At 65.1% G+C, this 16,185-nt stretch carries 17 protein-coding genes and 1 tRNA gene; 14 read left to right on the top strand and 4 right to left on the bottom strand.

Annotated elements, in window-relative coordinates:
- The first annotated feature begins 114 nt into the window (after positions 1–114).
- The 5 genes from rplM (at position 115) to erpA (ending at position 3,251) form a co-directional block, all read left to right on the top strand.
- Entirely contained in the window at positions 115–543 is a 429-nt protein-coding gene (gene rplM / locus OOZ48_RS06600) for a 50S ribosomal protein L13 (RefSeq protein WP_269496700.1), read from the top strand.
- 12 nt (positions 544–555) lie between these two features.
- Positions 556–948, top strand: a complete 393-nt coding sequence (gene rpsI / locus OOZ48_RS06595) for a 30S ribosomal protein S9 (protein WP_269496699.1) — start codon at positions 556–558, stop codon at positions 946–948.
- Between the two features lie 129 nt (positions 949–1,077).
- Entirely contained in the window at positions 1,078–2,136 is a 1,059-nt protein-coding gene (argC, locus tag OOZ48_RS06590; protein WP_269496698.1) for an N-acetyl-gamma-glutamyl-phosphate reductase, read from the top strand.
- 18 nt (positions 2,137–2,154) lie between these two features.
- Complete coding sequence (locus tag OOZ48_RS06585) at positions 2,155–2,889, top strand: DUF6776 family protein (protein ID WP_269496697.1); 735 nt, start codon at positions 2,155–2,157, stop codon at positions 2,887–2,889.
- The gene (erpA, locus tag OOZ48_RS06580; RefSeq protein WP_269496696.1) at positions 2,886–3,251 is read left to right on the top strand and encodes an iron-sulfur cluster insertion protein ErpA; all 366 of its coding nucleotides are present in this window, start codon (positions 2,886–2,888) and stop codon (positions 3,249–3,251) included. The genes OOZ48_RS06585 and erpA overlap by 4 nt, the downstream gene beginning before the upstream one ends.
- 69 nt (positions 3,252–3,320) lie before the next feature.
- Here the strand turns inward: erpA and OOZ48_RS06575 are convergent, their stop codons facing one another.
- Together OOZ48_RS06575 and OOZ48_RS06570 are read right to left on the bottom strand one after the other, a co-directional pair.
- Entirely contained in the window at positions 3,321–4,466 is a 1,146-nt protein-coding gene (locus OOZ48_RS06575; RefSeq protein WP_269496695.1) for an anhydro-N-acetylmuramic acid kinase, read from the bottom strand.
- A gap of 41 nt (positions 4,467–4,507) precedes the next feature.
- Positions 4,508–5,851: a M23 family metallopeptidase gene (locus OOZ48_RS06570; RefSeq protein WP_269496694.1), complete on the bottom strand. Its 1,344-nt coding sequence runs from the start codon at positions 5,849–5,851 to the stop codon at positions 4,508–4,510.
- A gap of 189 nt (positions 5,852–6,040) precedes the next feature.
- Here OOZ48_RS06570 and tyrS point away from each other — a divergent pair, with 189 nt between their 5' ends.
- From tyrS to OOZ48_RS06535, 7 genes are all read left to right on the top strand, one after another.
- Complete coding sequence (gene tyrS, locus OOZ48_RS06565; RefSeq protein ID WP_269496693.1) at positions 6,041–7,267, top strand: tyrosine--tRNA ligase; 1,227 nt, start codon at positions 6,041–6,043, stop codon at positions 7,265–7,267.
- A gap of 30 nt (positions 7,268–7,297) precedes the next feature.
- Positions 7,298–7,930 (top strand): YbhB/YbcL family Raf kinase inhibitor-like protein, encoded by a 633-nt coding sequence (locus OOZ48_RS06560; RefSeq protein ID WP_269496692.1) that lies wholly within the window; start codon positions 7,298–7,300, stop codon positions 7,928–7,930.
- Between the two features lie 118 nt (positions 7,931–8,048).
- The gene (gene glyA, locus OOZ48_RS06555) at positions 8,049–9,293 is read left to right on the top strand and encodes a serine hydroxymethyltransferase (protein WP_269496691.1); all 1,245 of its coding nucleotides are present in this window, start codon (positions 8,049–8,051) and stop codon (positions 9,291–9,293) included.
- A gap of 35 nt (positions 9,294–9,328) precedes the next feature.
- The gene (nrdR, locus tag OOZ48_RS06550; RefSeq protein ID WP_269496816.1) at positions 9,329–9,796 is read left to right on the top strand and encodes a transcriptional regulator NrdR; all 468 of its coding nucleotides are present in this window, start codon (positions 9,329–9,331) and stop codon (positions 9,794–9,796) included.
- Positions 9,797–9,803: 7 nt separating this feature from the next.
- Entirely contained in the window at positions 9,804–10,937 is a 1,134-nt protein-coding gene (gene ribD / locus OOZ48_RS06545) for a bifunctional diaminohydroxyphosphoribosylaminopyrimidine deaminase/5-amino-6-(5-phosphoribosylamino)uracil reductase RibD (protein ID WP_269496690.1), read from the top strand.
- Positions 10,938–10,979: 42 nt separating this feature from the next.
- Complete coding sequence (locus tag OOZ48_RS06540; RefSeq protein WP_269496689.1) at positions 10,980–11,603, top strand: riboflavin synthase; 624 nt, start codon at positions 10,980–10,982, stop codon at positions 11,601–11,603.
- 109 nt (positions 11,604–11,712) lie between these two features.
- Positions 11,713–11,803, top strand: a tRNA-Ser gene (locus OOZ48_RS06535).
- Between the two features lie 21 nt (positions 11,804–11,824).
- Here the strand turns inward: OOZ48_RS06535 and OOZ48_RS06530 are convergent.
- Positions 11,825–12,238, bottom strand: a complete 414-nt coding sequence (locus tag OOZ48_RS06530; RefSeq protein WP_269496688.1) for a low affinity iron permease family protein — start codon at positions 12,236–12,238, stop codon at positions 11,825–11,827.
- 70 nt (positions 12,239–12,308) lie between these two features.
- Here OOZ48_RS06530 and OOZ48_RS06525 point away from each other — a divergent pair, with 70 nt between their 5' ends.
- Entirely contained in the window at positions 12,309–12,845 is a 537-nt protein-coding gene (locus tag OOZ48_RS06525) for a hemerythrin domain-containing protein (RefSeq protein WP_269496687.1), read from the top strand.
- Between the two features lie 31 nt (positions 12,846–12,876).
- On the opposite strand, the gene OOZ48_RS06520 is transcribed toward OOZ48_RS06525, so the two are convergent.
- Positions 12,877–13,926 carry a quinone oxidoreductase family protein gene (locus OOZ48_RS06520; RefSeq protein WP_269496686.1) on the bottom strand — a complete coding sequence of 350 codons (1,050 nt, stop codon included), beginning with the start codon at positions 13,924–13,926 and terminating at the stop codon, positions 12,877–12,879.
- A gap of 133 nt (positions 13,927–14,059) precedes the next feature.
- Between OOZ48_RS06520 and OOZ48_RS06515 the strand changes: the two genes are divergently transcribed.
- A complete protein-coding gene (locus OOZ48_RS06515; RefSeq protein WP_269496685.1) occupies positions 14,060–16,150 on the top strand; it encodes an AAA family ATPase in 2,091 nt (696 codons plus the stop codon).
- Positions 16,151–16,185: the final 35 nt, after the last annotated feature.

Raw genomic sequence — 16,185 nt, 5'->3', positions numbered from 1 at the left:
CATGATTTCCAGTGGCGTTGGCGGGGTTTGTACGGACGGGGTCAAAACGTCCTGGCGGGCCTATCCATATGCGCTTTGCGGAATGCTTTCTTTCATTTTTCCTTAGGAACCATCATGAAGACCTTTGTGGCCAAGCCGCATGAAGTCAAGCGTGACTGGTTTGTGATCGATGCCAAGGGCAAGGTCCTTGGCCGTGTGGCCAGCGAAGTCGCACGCCGCCTGCGTGGCAAGCACAAACCCGAATTCACGCCTCACGTCGACACCGGCGATTACATCGTCGTCGTCAATGCGGCCGACATCGTCGTGACCGGCGCCAAGGCGCAGGACAAACGCTACTACCGTCACTCGACCTATCCGGGCGGCATCACCGAGACCAACTTCGAGAAAATGCAGCAGCGTTTTCCGGGTCGCGCATTGCAAAAGGCCGTCAAGGGCATGCTGCCCAAGGGCCCGCTGGGCTATGCGATGGCCAAGAAGCTCAAGGTCTATGCCGGCGCCGAGCATCCGCACGTGGCGCAGCAGCCGCAACCTCTGGACATCTAAGGACGGGCCATCATGATCGGTAATTGGAATTATGGCACCGGCCGCCGCAAGACCTCGGTGGCGCGTGTGTTCCTCAAGAAGGGCACGGGCAAGATCATCGTCAACGGCCGCCCCGTTGACGAGTACTTCGCCCGCGAAACCGGCCGCATGGTCGTGCGCCAGCCCCTCGCCCTGACCAACCACCTCGAGTCGTTCGACTTCCACGTCAACGTCCATGGCGGCGGTGAATCCGGCCAGGCCGGTGCCGTGCGCCACGGCATCACGCGCGCCCTGATCGACTACGACGAAACGCTGAAGCCCTCGCTCAAGCAGGCCGGGCTGGTCACGCGCGACGCCCGTGAGGTCGAACGTAAAAAGGTCGGCTTCCACAAGGCCCGCCGCCGCAAGCAGTTCAGCAAGCGCTGATCCGGTTCGCGGCCTTTCGCGCCCGCCCAGAAACCCCGGCCCGGCGCCGGGGTTTTTTGTTATAGGGCCGCGGCGGATTCAGTTAAGCTAATACCAGCCCATGGACATTTCTTCGGAATGGAACAGCATATGAACGCAGCATCACGGATCAAGGCCGGCATCGTCGGGGGCACGGGATACACCGGGGTCGAGCTATTGCGCCTGCTCTCGACCCATCCCCATGTGCAGTTGCATGCCATCACCTCCCGCAAGGAGGAAGGCATGCCGGTCGCCGACATGTTTCCCAATCTGCGCGGCCACGTCGACCTGTGCTTCCAGACCCCGGAGCACGCCGCCCTGGAACAATGCGATGTGGTGTTCTTCGCCACCCCGCACGGCGTGGCAATGGAGCAGGCCCGCCACCTGCTGGATCATGGCGTGCGCGTGATCGACCTGGCCGCCGACTTCCGCCTGCAGGACGTGGACACCTTCCAGAAATGGTACAAGATGCCCCACGCCTGCCCGGACATCCTGCGCGACGCCGTCTATGGCCTGCCGGAGCTCGACCGCGAGGCCATCCGCCAGGCCCGTGTGGTGGGCAATCCCGGCTGCTATCCCACCACCGTCCTGCTGGGCCTGGCGCCCGTCCTGCAGGCCGGCCGGCCGCTGATCGACGCCGCCCACGTGATTGCCGACTCCAAGTCCGGCGTCTCGGGGGCGGGCCGCAAGACCCAGGTCGGTTCGCTGTTTTCCGAGGCCAGCGACAATTTCGCCGCCTACGGCGTGGCCGGCCATCGCCATCACCCCGAGATCTCCGAGTGCCTGCAGCGCATAGCGGGCGCGCCGGTGGGGCTGGTGTTCGTGCCGCACCTGGTGCCCATGATCCGCGGCATGTTCTCCACGCTTTACTTGCGCATCCTGCCCGAGGCCATGGATACGGATTTCCAGGCGCTGTACGAGGCGCGCTATGCCGACGAGCCCTTCGTCGACGTCATGCCGGCCGGCAGCCTGCCCCAGACCCGCTCGGTGCGGGCCTCGAACATGCTGCGCATCGCCGTGCACCGTCCGGCCGACGGCGACCAACTGGTGGTGCTGGTGGTGCAGGACAATCTGGTGAAGGGTGCGGCGGGGCAGGCCGTGCAAAACATGAACCTGATGTTCGGGTTCCAGGAAACGGCCGGCCTGCAACACGTTGCAGTCCTGCCTTGAGGCGGGCAGGGGCGCGACATGGGCATGCGACGCCTGATCCTGCGTGGGCTGATCACGGCCTTGACGCTGCTCCTGGTGTTCCTGGCCGGCGCGCTGGCCATGCATTTCGGCATGCACGCCGGCGAACGCCAGCGCATCCTCGACCTGCAGGCACGGGTGGATACCCTGCGGATGACCGAGGCCGAGACCAATGCGCGCGTGGCCAAGCTGCAAGGCGAGCTCGACGTCGAGCTCGCCACGCGCCGCGGCCTCGAGGACACGCTTGCCAAACAGCAGCAGGAACTCGGCCGGACCCGCGACCAGCTCGCCTTCTACGAGCAGTTGATCCCGCCCGGGCCCGCGGGTGCCGTCGCGATTCGTGCCTTCGATGTCAGGCCCCAGGGCGGTTTCCTGCATTATCGGGTCCTGCTGACGCGCAATGCGCCCGCCCAGGAAACCTTCAGAGGCCGCATGCGTTTCATGGCCGATGCACTCGAGGGCGGGAATCCCGCTAAAATAGAGTTGGCGGCGGCGACGGCCGAGGAATCGGCCGCACCGCCGCCGGGCACCGAGTCCGGCCCTGCAGGCGCCGACCCGTTCGCCCTGGCTTTCGAGCAGTTCCAGCGCAGTACCGGCGTCCTGCGCCTTCCGCCCGGCGTGGCGGTCCGCTCCGTCACCCTCGAGATCCTCGAGGATGGACTGATCCGCGCCACCCAGGACGCCGTTGTTGAGGGCGCCGCGCCCGTGGCCGGCACCCCAGGAGTCACTCCATGAGCACGATCGAGCACGTCGATTTCGACATTCCCCCCACCCCGCTGCTGTTTACCGACGCCGCCGTGTCCAAGGTCCGCGAATTGCTGGCCGAGGAGGGCAATCCGGATCTGAAGCTGCGCGTATTCGTGCAGGGTGGCGGCTGCTCGGGATTCCAGTACGGGTTCACCTTCGACGAGGAAGTCAGCGATGACGACACCACGATCGAGCGCGAAGGGGTGCAACTGCTGGTGGATCCCATGAGCTTCCAGTATCTGGTCGGCTCCGAGATCGACTACAAGGACGACCTCGAGGGTTCGCAGTTCGTCATACGCAATCCCAACGCCAACACCACCTGCGGTTGCGGCTCGTCCTTCGCGCCCTGATTCCCTTCTTGCCGTCCTTGCACTCGGTCCGGTCGCCCGCCTGAAGGCGGGCGGCGGCCGTCCGCGCGTTCAGGCGGGATACAGGCAACCCGCAATCGTGGCATGTTTTGCGCCCGTCACCGCTGGCAGGCAAGCGGCATGGCCGTGGACGTGCGCGCGTGCCAGCCATGCAAAGGCCAGCGCCTCGACCGCCTGGACGGGCATGCCATGCTCGGCGGTCGTCGCCAGCCGGCAGGGCAGGGCCTGGCCCAGGGCCGCCATGAAGGCCGCATTCAAGGCGCCGCCGCCGCAGACCAGGACCTCGCGTGTGTGCGGGGCGTACCTTGCGATGGCCGCGGCGATCGTGCGGACCGAGAGTTGCAGCAAGGTGGCCTGCACGTCGGCGGGCGCCAGCCGGGCCCACTGCGGGTTCGCCGATAGGCGAGCATGCAGCCAGTCCAGGCTGAACAGGTCGCGGCCCGTGGATTTGGGCGGCGCCTGGCCGAACCAGGGCTCGGCGATCAGTCGCGCCAGCAGGCCCTCGTGGCAGCGTCCGCTGGCGGCCCATGCGCCGCCCTGGTCGTAGGCCTGCTCCAGATGCCGTTGCGCCCAGGCGTCCATCAGCATGTTGGCCGGGCCGGTGTCGAAGCCGCGCACCGGGTCCCCGAGGAGCGTGAGATTGGCGATGCCGCCCAGGTTCAGGACCACGCAGTCCGGCCGATGGCCGAACCAGGCGGCATGGAAGGCCGGCACCAGCGGCGCGCCTTGACCGCCCGCGGCGACATCCCGGCTGCGGAAGTCCGCCACCACCGCGATGCCGGCGCGCTCGGCCAGCCGGGCGGGCGCATTGATCTGCAGCGTGTAGCCATCCTGCGGGCAATGGCGCACCGTCTGGCCGTGTGCGCCGATGGCGCGCACCTGTCCGGGTGCCAGGCCCGAGGCCGCCAGCAATTGCCCGACGGCTTGCGCGTAGTGATCGGCCAGGCCGTTTGCCGCATGCGCAGCGCGAGCGAGTTCGTTGGGCCCGGCGGCGTTGAGGGCCAGCAATTCGCCGCGCAATGCCTCGGGCAGCGGCAGGCTGGCCGTGGCGGCGATCCGGATGGCGCTCTCGTCGAATTCGGCAAGCACGCCGTCGACGCCGTCGGTGCTGGTGCCCGACATCAGGCCGATATAGTGTTCGACGGATGCCGCCGGCGGCCCGCCAGAGCGATGCGCGTCCTGGGGTCCGGCGTCCATGCTGCCCATGCCGCGGCCAGCCCTGGTGGAGGCGGCAGCGGCTAGCGCTGCGCCACCTGGGTGGCGTCGTCCTGCATGTCCTGGATCCGTGCCAGGAAATCGATGTGGCCGCGATATTGGGCCGCCACCGAGGCAAAGGCCTTGCGGTCCTCGGGCCCCAGCGTGCGCGCCACCGGCAGGTCGACCGCCAGCGGATCCACGGGCCGGTTATTGATGCGGAATTCGTAGTGCAGGTGCGGGCCGGTGGCCCAGCCCGTGGAGCCCACGTAGCCGATCAGTTGGCCCTGCTGCACGCGATCGCCCTTTTTCAAGCCCTTCGCAAAGCGGCTCTGGTGCGCGTACACGGTGGAATACTTGCCGAAGTTCTTGAGGATGATGACGTTGCCGTATCCGTTCTGCCGGCCGATGAACTGGACCGTGCCGTCGGCGGTCGCATGGATCGGCGTGCCGGTGGGCGCGGCGTAGTCCACGCCCTTGTGGCCGGCCCAGCGTTTGTGGACGGGGTGCATGCGCATCCCGAAGCGCGAGCTGATGCGGGTGAACTTGATGGCCGTGCGCAGGAAGGCGCCCTTGAGGCTGGCGCCGTTGAAATCGTAATAGCCGCCGTTGCCGTCGGCGGTCCGGAACCAGACGGCGCTGTAGGTCTTGCCGCGGTTGATGAATTCGAGGGCGCGGATGCGTCCCGTGCCGACCTGCTCGCCGTCGTGCATGTAGGCGTCGTACACGATGCGGAAACGATCGCCCTTGCGCAGATCCTTGAGGAAATCGATCCGGCTGCCGAGGATCTCGATCATGTCCATGGTGACGGCGTCGGGAATATCGGCCTCGTCGGCTGCGCCGAACAGCGAGCTGTCGATGTCGCCTTCGGCCATGCGCAGCTGGGCCTGCGCCGGCATCGAGTGCTCTGCGGCCTCGAAGCCGCCCTGGCCGTCGGGGCGCACCTCGAGCCAGCGCGACACGTAGTCGGCCTTGTCGCGCGTGCCCGGCGTGTGCGCATAGCGCAGCCACACGAGCGACCCCGCATCGTCCAGCGCGGCCTGCAGCACGCGCCCGGGATAGAGTTTGTAGATCGAGCGCGCGCCCTTGTTCTGGATCAGAAAGGGCAGCAGGCCGTCCTCGTCGACGCCCAGGCGCTGCAGTACCGCCGCCACCGTGTCGCCGCGCCGGATGCGGGTCTCGGTAATGAAGGGCGCCTCGTCTGCTGCAGCAACCGGCTCGTCGAGCGGGCGCAGGTCGAGCGTGCGATGCGCCTCGTAGACGGGTTCCGGTGGAGCGGAGGGCTTGACGACCGCCAGAGCCGCGGCGGTGATGAAGAGACCGCCTGCAGCGATCAGCAGGCTCCGGGTGATGTGTTTGCGGCGCGGTTGATGGTCTTCGGTCGTCATGGACGGTGGTGGGTTGGTGTGCTCGGGCCACACCCGTCGGGTGAAGGCCGAGGCTCTGATAATATGTGGCCCCTGGCCGCCCGGCCAGGCGGCGAATTGTTGTACAGAAGCTGCGATGGCACGTTATGCTAGCGCATCGGCCAAGACTTTTCGAGCCTTTTTTCATTTTTTTCCTCAAAAGCGTATATCATGTCGTCCCCATCCTTCCCCGCCGACCCTCGGAACGACGCCGATCTGCGTGTCGTCCAGCGGGGATCCGACGAACTGCTCGTCGCCTCGGAATTCGCCGCAAAGCTCGCGCGCAGCCGCGCGACCGGCACGCCTTTGCGCATCAAGCTCGGCCTGGATCCGACGGCCCCCGACATCCATCTGGGCCATACCGTGGTGCTCAACAAGATGCGCCAGCTGCAAGACCTGGGCCACACCGTGATCTTCCTGATCGGGGATTTCACCGCGCTGATCGGCGATCCCAGCGGACGCAACGCCACCCGGCCGCCGCTCACGCCCGAGCAGATCCAGGAAAACGCCAAGACCTACTACGCGCAGGCCAGCCTGGTGCTGGATCCGGCGCGCACCGAGATCCGCTACAACTCGGAATGGTGCGACAAGCTCGGCACCCGGGGGCTGATCCAGCTGGCCTCGCGCTATACGGTGGCCCGCATGATGGAGCGCGACGATTTCACCAAGCGCTACAGGGGCGGCATCCCGATTTCGGTGCACGAGTTCCTGTATCCGCTGCTGCAGGGCTATGACTCGGTGGCCTTGCGCGCCGACCTCGAGCTCGGCGGCACCGACCAGAAATTCAATCTTCTGGTGGGCCGCGAGCTGCAAAAGGAATACGGCATCGAGCCGCAGTGCATCCTGACCATGCCGCTGCTCGAGGGCACCGACGGCGTCGAAAAGATGTCCAAGTCCAAGGGCAACTACATCGGCGTCACCGAGACGCCGGATTCCATGTTCGGCAAGCTCATGTCGATTTCCGACACGCTGATGTGGCGCTACTATGAGCTGCTGTCCTTCCGCTCGCTCGAGGACATCGGCGCGCTGCAGGCCGAGGTCGTCGCCGGGCGCAATCCGCGCGACGCCAAGGTCATGCTGGCGCAGGAACTGGTCGCACGCTTTCACAGCGCGCGCGAGGCCGAACGCGCCCTCGAGGGCTTCAACGCCCGGTTCCGGGACGGCGCGATTCCCGAGAACCTGCCCGAGGTCGCCGTGGGCGGCGCGCCCATGGGCATACTCAAGGTGCTGCGCGAGGCCGGCCTGGCGGCATCGGCCTCGGAGGCCCAGCGCAACGTCGAGCAGGGCGGGGTGCGCGTCGATGGCGACCGGATTTCCGACAAATCCCTGCAATTGCCGCCAGGGACTTATGTGATGCAGGTCGGCAAACGCAAGTTCGCGCGGGTGATCCTCACCTGACACGCCGGCCATCGAACCACGGGAGGCACCATGAAACTGCACAGCGATTCCTTTCCCGACCAGGGCGTAATCCCCGAGCACAATGCGTTTGCGCGTATCGACCCCGAATCCCACGTGACGCTGGCGGGCAACGTCAATCCGCATCTGGCGTGGTCCGAGGTGCCCGACGGCGTGCGCTCGTTCGCCGTGGTGTGCTGCGACCCGGACGTGCCCAGCAAGCCCGACGACGTCAACCAGGAAGGCCGCGAGGTTCCGGCCGACCTGCCGCGGGTCGATTTCTACCATTGGGTGCTGGTCGACATCGCCGCCGAGATCCGCTCGATCGCGGCCGGCGACTATTCCAGCGGCATCACGCCGCGCGGCAAGGCCGGGCCGCTGGCCCTGGACGGCACCCGCCAGGGCGTCAACGACTATACGCAGTGGTTTGCCGCCGACCGCGACATGAGCGGGGACTATTTCGGCTATGACGGGCCCTGCCCGCCCTGGAACGACGCCCTGGTGCACCGCTACGTGTTCACCGTTTACGCGCTGGACGTCGCGGAACTGGGCGTCGAGGGGCGCTTTACCGGCCAGCAGGCGCTCGAGGCGATGCAGGGCCACATCCTGGCCCAGGCCTCGATCACCGGCACCTACACCCTCAACCCCCGGTTGCACGCCTTGTAGCCGATTGCATCCCGCATGCGCCACCGGCGCCCGCGCGGGCGCCGGCCGCGGGGCACGACGCCGGGGGTTCACGATAGAATAGTCCATTCGATCGCCCGTCCATTCTCTAGGAACCTTCATGTTTGACCGCTCCCGCACACTCGATCAGGTGGATCCCGACCTCTGGGCTGCCATCCAGCAGGAAAACCTGCGCCAGGAACAGCACATCGAGCTGATCGCCTCCGAAAACTATGCCAGCCCCGCCGTCATGCAGGCCCAGGGCACGCAGCTCACCAACAAGTACGCCGAAGGCTATCCGGGCAAGCGCTACTACGGCGGTTGTGAATACGTGGACGTGGTCGAACAGCTCGCCATCGACCGCCTGAAGGCGATCTTCGGCGCCGAGGCGGCCAACGTGCAGCCCAATTCCGGCTCGCAGGCCAACCAGGGCGTGTACATGGCGGTGCTCAAGCCCGGCGATACGGTCCTGGGCATGAGCCTTGCCGAGGGCGGCCACCTGACCCACGGCTCGCCTGTGAACGCCTCGGGCAAGCTCTACAATTTCATCTCCTACGGCCTGGATGCCAACGAGGTCCTGGACTACGACCAGCTCGAGGCGCTGGCGCGCCAGCACAAGCCCAAGCTCATCGTCGGCGGCGCCTCGGCCTATGCCCTGCGCATCGACTTCGAGCGCATGGCGCGCATCGCGCACGACAACGGCGCCCTGTTCATGGTGGACATCGCCCACTACGCGGGCCTGGTGGCCGGCGGCGTCTACCCCAACCCGGTGCCGCACGCCGACTTCGTGACCTCCACCACGCACAAGTCCCTGCGCGGCCCGCGCGGCGGCGTCATCATGATGAAGGCCGAATACGAAAAGGCCATCAATTCGTCGATCTTCCCCGGGATCCAGGGCGGCCCCCTGATGCACGTCATCGCCGCCAAGGCGGTGGCCTTCCAGGAGGCCCTCGGCCCCGAGTTCAAGGCCTATGCCGCACAAGTCGCCGCCAACGCGCGCGTGCTGGCCGACGGCCTGGTCGCGCGCGGCCTGCGCATCGTGTCCGGGCGCACCGAAAGCCACGTCATGCTGGTCGACTTGCGCGCCAAGGGCATCACCGGCAAGGAAGCCGAGGCCGTCCTGGGCCAGGCGCACATCACGGTCAACAAGAACGCCATCCCGAACGACCCGGAAAAGCCCTTCGTCACCAGCGGCATCCGCGTGGGGACGCCGGCCATGACCACCCGGGGCTTCAAAGAGGCAGAGGCCGAACTCACCGCCAACCTGATCGCCGACGTGCTCGACAATCCGCACGACGAGGCCAACATCGCCAGTGTGCGTGAACGCGTCCATGCGCTCACGACCCGGCTGCCGGTCTACCGCTAACCACCACCACGGGCGCCTTGGGCGCCCGCATGCTTATGAAGTGTCCGTTCTGCAGCAGCTTCGACACGCAGGTCATCGACTCGCGGGTCTCCGAGGAAGGCGACACGATCAGGCGCCGGCGCCGCTGCACGGCCTGTGACCGGCGGTTCACCACCTACGAACGCGTCGACCTCATGATGCCGGCGGTGGTCAAGCGCAACGGCACCCGCAGCGAGTTCGATGTGTCCAAGCTGCGCGCCAGCATGGGGCTGGCCCTGCGCAAGCGGCCGGTCAGCACGGCCGAAGTCGATGCCGCGGTCGCCCGCATCCAGGATCGGCTGATGGCCAGCGGACGCCGCGAGGTGCCCTCGGGCCACATCGGCGAACTGGTCATGGCGGAACTGCGCCAGCTCGACCAAGTGGCCTACGTGCGCTTTGCCTCGGTCTACCGCAGTTTCGAGGACATCCAGGAATTCGTGCGGACCATCGACGAGTTCCAGTCCTCGCCGGACCCCGAAGACTGAGGCCGCCGTGTTTTCGCCCCAGGATCATCGTTGGATGCGCCGCGCCCTGGCCGTGGCCGAGGGCTCGCTGGACATCAGCACCCCCAATCCGCGCGTGGGCTGCGTGCTGGTGCGCGACGGCCGCTGGCTGGCCGAGGGCTATACCCGGCACGCCGGCGGACGCCATGCCGAGGTCGATGCCTTGCACGAGGCGGCCAGCCAGGGGATCGACGTCCGCGGCGCCACCGCTTACGTCACGCTCGAGCCCTGCAGCCATTTCGGCCGTACGCCGCCTTGCGCGGATGCCCTCGTGGCGGCCGGCATCGTGCGCGTGGTCGCCGCGATGGGCGACCCCAACCCCAAGGTCGCCGGTCAGGGGGCGGCCCGCCTGCGGCGGGCGGGCATCCAGGTCGACATGGGCCTGTGCGCATCCGATGCGCTGGCGCTCAACCCGGGTTTCGTCGCCCGCATGACGCGGGGCCGACCCTGGGTGTGGCTCAAGACCGCCGGATCGCTGGATGGCCGCACGGCCCTGCCCAACGGCTGGTCCCAGTGGATCACCGGCGAGGAGGCGCGTGCCGACGGGCACCGCTGGCGCGCCCGCGCCTGCCTGATCCTGACCGGCATCGGCACCGTGATGGCCGACAACCCGATCATGAATGTACGCGTGGTCGCCACCACCCGGCAGCCGGTGCGTGCGGTCCTGGATACGGACTTCCGGATCGCCGAGGATGCCAACCTGTTCAACGGCGACCCCGTGTGGATCTTCACGGCGCGCCCGGACGCGGCCAAGATCGATCGGCTGTCCCGGCGCAACGCGCGCGTGATCCGCCTGCCGCAGGACGCCGCCGGCGGACTGGACCTCGGCGCCCTCATGGACTGGCTGGGCGCACACGAGATCAACGAGGTGCACGTCGAGGCGGGCGCACGCCTCAACGACGCGCTGGTGGCCGGCGGCTGGGTGGACGAATGGATCGCCTACGTGGCGCCGCGCGTGCTGGGGGCCGGGCATGGCCTGGCGGGGAATTCCGGTGCGTTCGACGACTTGTCCGAGGCGCCCCGCTACGAGTTCGTGGATGCGGTACAGTTGGGTCGGGACATGCGCCTGCGCTTGCGCGATCAGGCGCGTTGGCAGGCATTGTGCGCGGTGCTCGAGGCCTGAGGGCCCGGCGCGTCCGCCATTCATTCTTTTGACGGAATCACCATGTTTACTGGAATTGTGGCGGCCGTGGGCCGCATTACCGAGGTGCGCCCGCTGGGCGAGGTGCCCGAGGCCGGCGTGCGCGCCCGCATCGAGGCCGGCGGCCTGCCGCTGGACCGCACACGGCTGGGGGATTCGATCGCCGTCCAGGGCGCCTGCATGACGGTGGTGGCATTGCACGAGGGCGCCTTCGAGGTCGACATCTCGCGCGAGAGCCTGGATCGCACCTGCGGCCTGGACCGCCCGGGCGAGGTCAACCTCGAACACGCGATGCGCCTGGGCGATTCCCTGGACGGCCACCTGGTGTCGGGCCACGTCGACGGCGTGGGGCAGGTGACCTGCATGGAGGCCGTGGGCGAATCCTTCGACTTGCGGGTCATCGTCCCCGCGCACCTGTCCAAGTACCTCGCCTACAAGGGCTCGCTGGCGGTCAACGGCGTCAGCCTCACCGTCAATCGCGTGGTCGACCAGGAGGAAGGCACCGAGGCCTACATCAACCTGATCCCCCACACCGTCGAGGTCACCACCTTGCGCCACCTGGACGTCGGCTCGCCGGTCAACATCGAGGTCGACATGCTGGCGCGCTACGTCGAACGCATGGTGGGTGCCGGGGGTGTGCCCGGCTGAAGCGGCGGCCGAACCGCGCCGGACATGGGGGGCGGCGATCTGCTAAAATGGCGGACTTTCGCCCAGGCCCCTCGGATCCATCCGGGATTTGCGTCCTGCGGCCGAATCAGGACAGGTGGCCGAGTGGTTGAAGGCGCACGCCTGGAAAGCGTGTATACGTGAATAGCGTATCGGGGGTTCGAATCCCCCTCTGTCCGCCAGAATTCCCCGCTGCTGCAGATTCACGGCGCGTTGCCTGCCGTGGGGTTTTCGTTTCTTTCGACTGGTTCTTTCGAGCCCCCCTTTGCGTGCGCCAGCTGTTGAAAATTTCTGCGCAGCGTAGCCAGATCCGCCTCTGTCAGTTGATCCAAATCGATCATTCCCACGCGGGCGCCTCGCACTGCACATAGCAACTCATCCAGTTTCAACTGCAGGGTCAGCGAGTCTCTGTTTTGAGCATTCTGGATCAGGAATACCATCATAAATGTCACTATCGTGGTGCACGTATTGATGACCAGCTGCCACGTATCAGAGTATTCAAAAATGGGCCCCGACACTGCCCACGCCAAAACAAGCGTTACCGCTATACAGAATCCCCAGGGCGACCCCGCAGCCTTGGAGGCGATCTCGGCACATTTTCGAAATTGTTCTTGCATGATTTTTCTCTCGTGGATGAAATTCCTCTGATAGTGGCAAATTGCATGCCGACGCAGGCGGGTACGGCGCTTGCTGAAACAGACTGCTGGTTACGGCACGCCTTTTTCAGGGAGAAGAATAATGGCTATGAATAAAACGCACGTTCCTACAGCGCAGCGAAGTGTGCTGGGCATGTTGATCGATGATCATCGCGAAGCGCAAAAGCTGTTCAAGGAATTTGAGTCCGCTAAAGATGACGCTCAAAAGAAGCAGATCGCCCAACGGGCCTGTGCAGCACTAACGGCGCACACTGAGATCGAGGAACAGCATTTTTATCCTTTGCTGCGGGAGGCGGACCCCAAAGAGTTTGGTAGCCTGCTCAACGAAGCGAAGGTGGAACATGCCAGCGCAAAGGATCTCATAGCCCAACTTCAAACGATGAAACCTACTGATGAAATGTTTGACGCACACTTCACAGTACTCGGAGAATATACCAACCACCACATCACCGAAGAAGAGGATGAATTGTTCCCCAAGGTGGTAAAGAAAGACATTGACCTACGGGATCTAGAAGCGCCTATGAAGGAAACCAAGGAGGCCATACTGGCCGCTACCGCGCACGCTTAAACGATTCCATTGACGTAAGCGGCCAGGCAAGCTAACCCGGCGCGCTGGCGCGGCCGCCCGGTGCGCAAATCCCCCCTCTGCCTGCATGACTACGATCCCCCGTCGTCAAAATGACCGACCCCTGGGTCGCCCGGCTTTCGATCATCCGGTGCGCCTCGCCGGCCCTGCTCAAGGGCAGGGCGGCGTGGATTCGCGCATGGATCACGCCTTTTCGCAGCGCGTCGAAAACCCGCTGGGCGCCCGCCTCCAGGTCGTCGCGGCTGGCCGTGTAGTCGCCGATGGTGGGCCGCGTCACGAACAGCGACCCCATCTGGCGCAGGCGCGCAAGCGGAACCGGGTCGACCTCGCCCGAGGCCCAGCCATAACTGACCAGCAGGCCGAACCGGGCCAGTGCGGCCAGTGACAGATCGACGGTCGCGCGGCCAATGGAGTCGTAGGCAATCTGGACGCCTTGCCCGCTCAGCCACTGCCTGATCTGAGCGACCCCCTGGTCAACGCCGACCGGCAGCACCAGGACATGATCGCAGCCGATGGCTCGCGCGGCGTCGACCTTGTCGGGGCTGCCCACGGTGCCGATGACCGTGGCGCCGGCCTGTTTCAGCATCGGCACGGCCAACTGGCCGACGCCGCCCACGGCCGCGGTGAACAGGACGGCATCGCCGGGCGCGATGGGGCGCAGGCGATGAACCAGGTAATCCGCCGTCAGTCCCTTGAAGAAGATCGCCGCCGCCGTCCGGTCGTCGACGTGATCGGGCAGGCGCACTGCGCGCGCCGCCGGCAGCAGCCGTGCCTCGGCATACGCCCCCATCGGGCCCCCGGCATAGACGATCCGGTCCCCAGGGTTGAACCCTTGCACGTCGGCGCCCACGGCCAGCACCTCGCCGGCCGCCTCCAGGCCGAGGCGATAGGGCAGGTCGGGCGCCAGGTCCCCGCGCCGCTGCAGGATGTCGATGAAATTGATGCCGATCGCCGTGTGGCGCACCAGCAGTTGATCGGGACCAGGGTTCCCCAGTGTCTCGGATTGCAGAGACAGGACGGTGGAATCGCCGAAGGCGTGTCCCTGGATGAATTGGGCGTGCATCGTGGTCTCCACATTGGGGCCGTGTTTTTCAACCATGAATATACGTGAGGCACACCAGGCAGGTGCGTCCGAGCACGACACATAATGTCGCAGTGATCCATATCATGGTGATTCCCAGCCAGGAGAATTCGCCATGCTTCGGCACTACATCAGAGATATCCGCCACATCACTGACATTGATGCGATAGTGCGCCTGTGGCTGTTGCGGATTCTGGTTCCTTTGGGCGCACATCGCAATTTCGTGGCGCCGCAAAGTTTCGCGGACGACGGTGTGGCGGCATCCATTGGTCTTGAGCACTGGATCGAGCAACCTGACAACAGTTTCGACGCGGGGGCGGTGCTGTCTGAATTGCGGCAATTGCATCGCACGGCGGAACAGCAAAGTGCCAAGGCGGTGCTGCCAACTCGTTTGCGCGGGAATGTCCAGAAACTATCCGGCTTGATGAGGTTGGATAAGGCTGATTCCCAGATACTGGAATTTACCGTGACGCTGCACAGCGAGCGCGTGCTGGATGACGCAGCTGACTTACTGGGTGGCCTATCGTCGATCAAGGTGTTCAGAACACTGTCTATTATTCTGGATCTGCCTGAATCCGTTGTCCGTAGCGCGCTTGACGAAAACAGCGTACTCGCCCGCACGGGCCTAGTCTCGGTCGATCATAGGGGCACAGGCGTTTTGCGAACGAAGCTGAAGCTCCTGTCCGATACATTCGCGGATCTGATGGTCTCCTCCGAGGCAAATCCGATCGCGCTGCTGCGCGGCATGGTGTCCGCTGTCGGCCCAGGCCGCCTACAGTTGTCGAATTACAGGCACATCCAGTTGGCATTGGATATTCTGTGCCCTTACTTGCGCCATGCCATGGCAAGTGGGCAGCGCGGCGTCAATGTTTACATGCATGGGGCGCCGGGGACGGGTAAGACCCAACTCGCGCGCGCCTTGGCGTCGACGCTGGGCGTGGAGTTGTTCGAAGTCGCCAGTGAGGCTGTTGACGGAGAACTAGCCAGCGGCGAGCAGCGCTTGCGTGCTTATCGCGCTGCACAAAGCTTCTTTTCTCAGAGGCGGGCGATGCTGGTTTTTGATGAGGCCGAGGATGTATTCAGTGACGGGGATGGCCCGTTTGGCCGCAAAAGCACGGCGCAGTTGCGCAAGGCGTGGATCAACAACATGCTCGAGGATAATCCCGTGCCAACCTTGTGGCTGTCCAACTCCATCGGCGGTCTGGATCCGGCTTTTATCCGCCGTTTCGATCTGGTGTTCGAAGTGCCTGTGCCTCCCAGGCAACAGCGCCAGCGGATCCTGCATGAAAACTGTGCGGATTTGCTCGATGCGGATACGTTGTCTCGTGTCGCCGACATTGAAACATTGGCACCCGCTATCGTAACCAGGGCTGGATCCGTTGTGCGGTCGATTCGAGATCAGCTTGGTTCGGTAAATACGGGCGCAGCATTCGAGTACCTGATTTCGAATACGCTGGCGGCTCAGGGCCACCAGCCCTTGCCGTCCCATGATCCCGCCAGACAATCAGGCCCCTACGATCTGGACTTCATTCATGCTGACGCAGATCTGAGTGTTGTTGCGGAGGGATTGATTGCGGCGCGTGCGGGCAGACTTTGCCTGTACGGGCCGGCCGGCACCGGCAAGACGGCGTATGGGCGTTGGCTGGCGCAGCAGCTTGACGCCCCCTTGCTGGTCAAGCGCGCCTCGGATCTGATGTCAATGTGGGTGGGTGAAAACGAAAAGAACATTGCCGGCGCTTTTCGCCAGGCGGAAACCGAAGGGGCCATCCTGCTGATTGACGAGATCGATACCTTTCTGATGGATCGGCGCGATGCGCGATTGGGGTGGGAGACCCGCCTGGTCAACGAGGTGTTGACCCAGACCGAGTCTTTTTCAGGTGTGTTCATCGCCACGACAAATCTGATGCAGGGGCTGGATCAGGCCGCCTTGCGTCGATTCGATCTGAAAGTGAAGTTCGACTTTCTGCGTGGCGACCAAGCGTGGAAGCTACTGTGTCGCGTTTGCGAGGTGCTTTTTTTGGCGCCGCCGATGGCTGCGGAACAGGCCAGAATCGCGCGCCTGCATCAACTGACGCCCGGTGATTTCACGGTTGTTCTGCGGCAGCACCGATTCCGCCCGCTGAAGTCCGCAGCCGCCTTGTTGTCGGCGTTGGAAGCCGAATGTGCTATGAAAGAGGGGGTTCGGCAATCCATGGGGTTTCTGTGATTGTGGGTCTGAGGGGTTCTATATTGAACAAAGGA

Origin of the sequence: Castellaniella sp. S9 (assembly GCF_027257175.1) — a bacterium.
In the GTDB taxonomy this organism is placed as follows: domain Bacteria; phylum Pseudomonadota; class Gammaproteobacteria; order Burkholderiales; family Burkholderiaceae_B; genus Castellaniella.
Note: the sequence above shows the minus strand (reverse complement) of the source record. Positions and strands in the feature narration are given on the sequence as shown.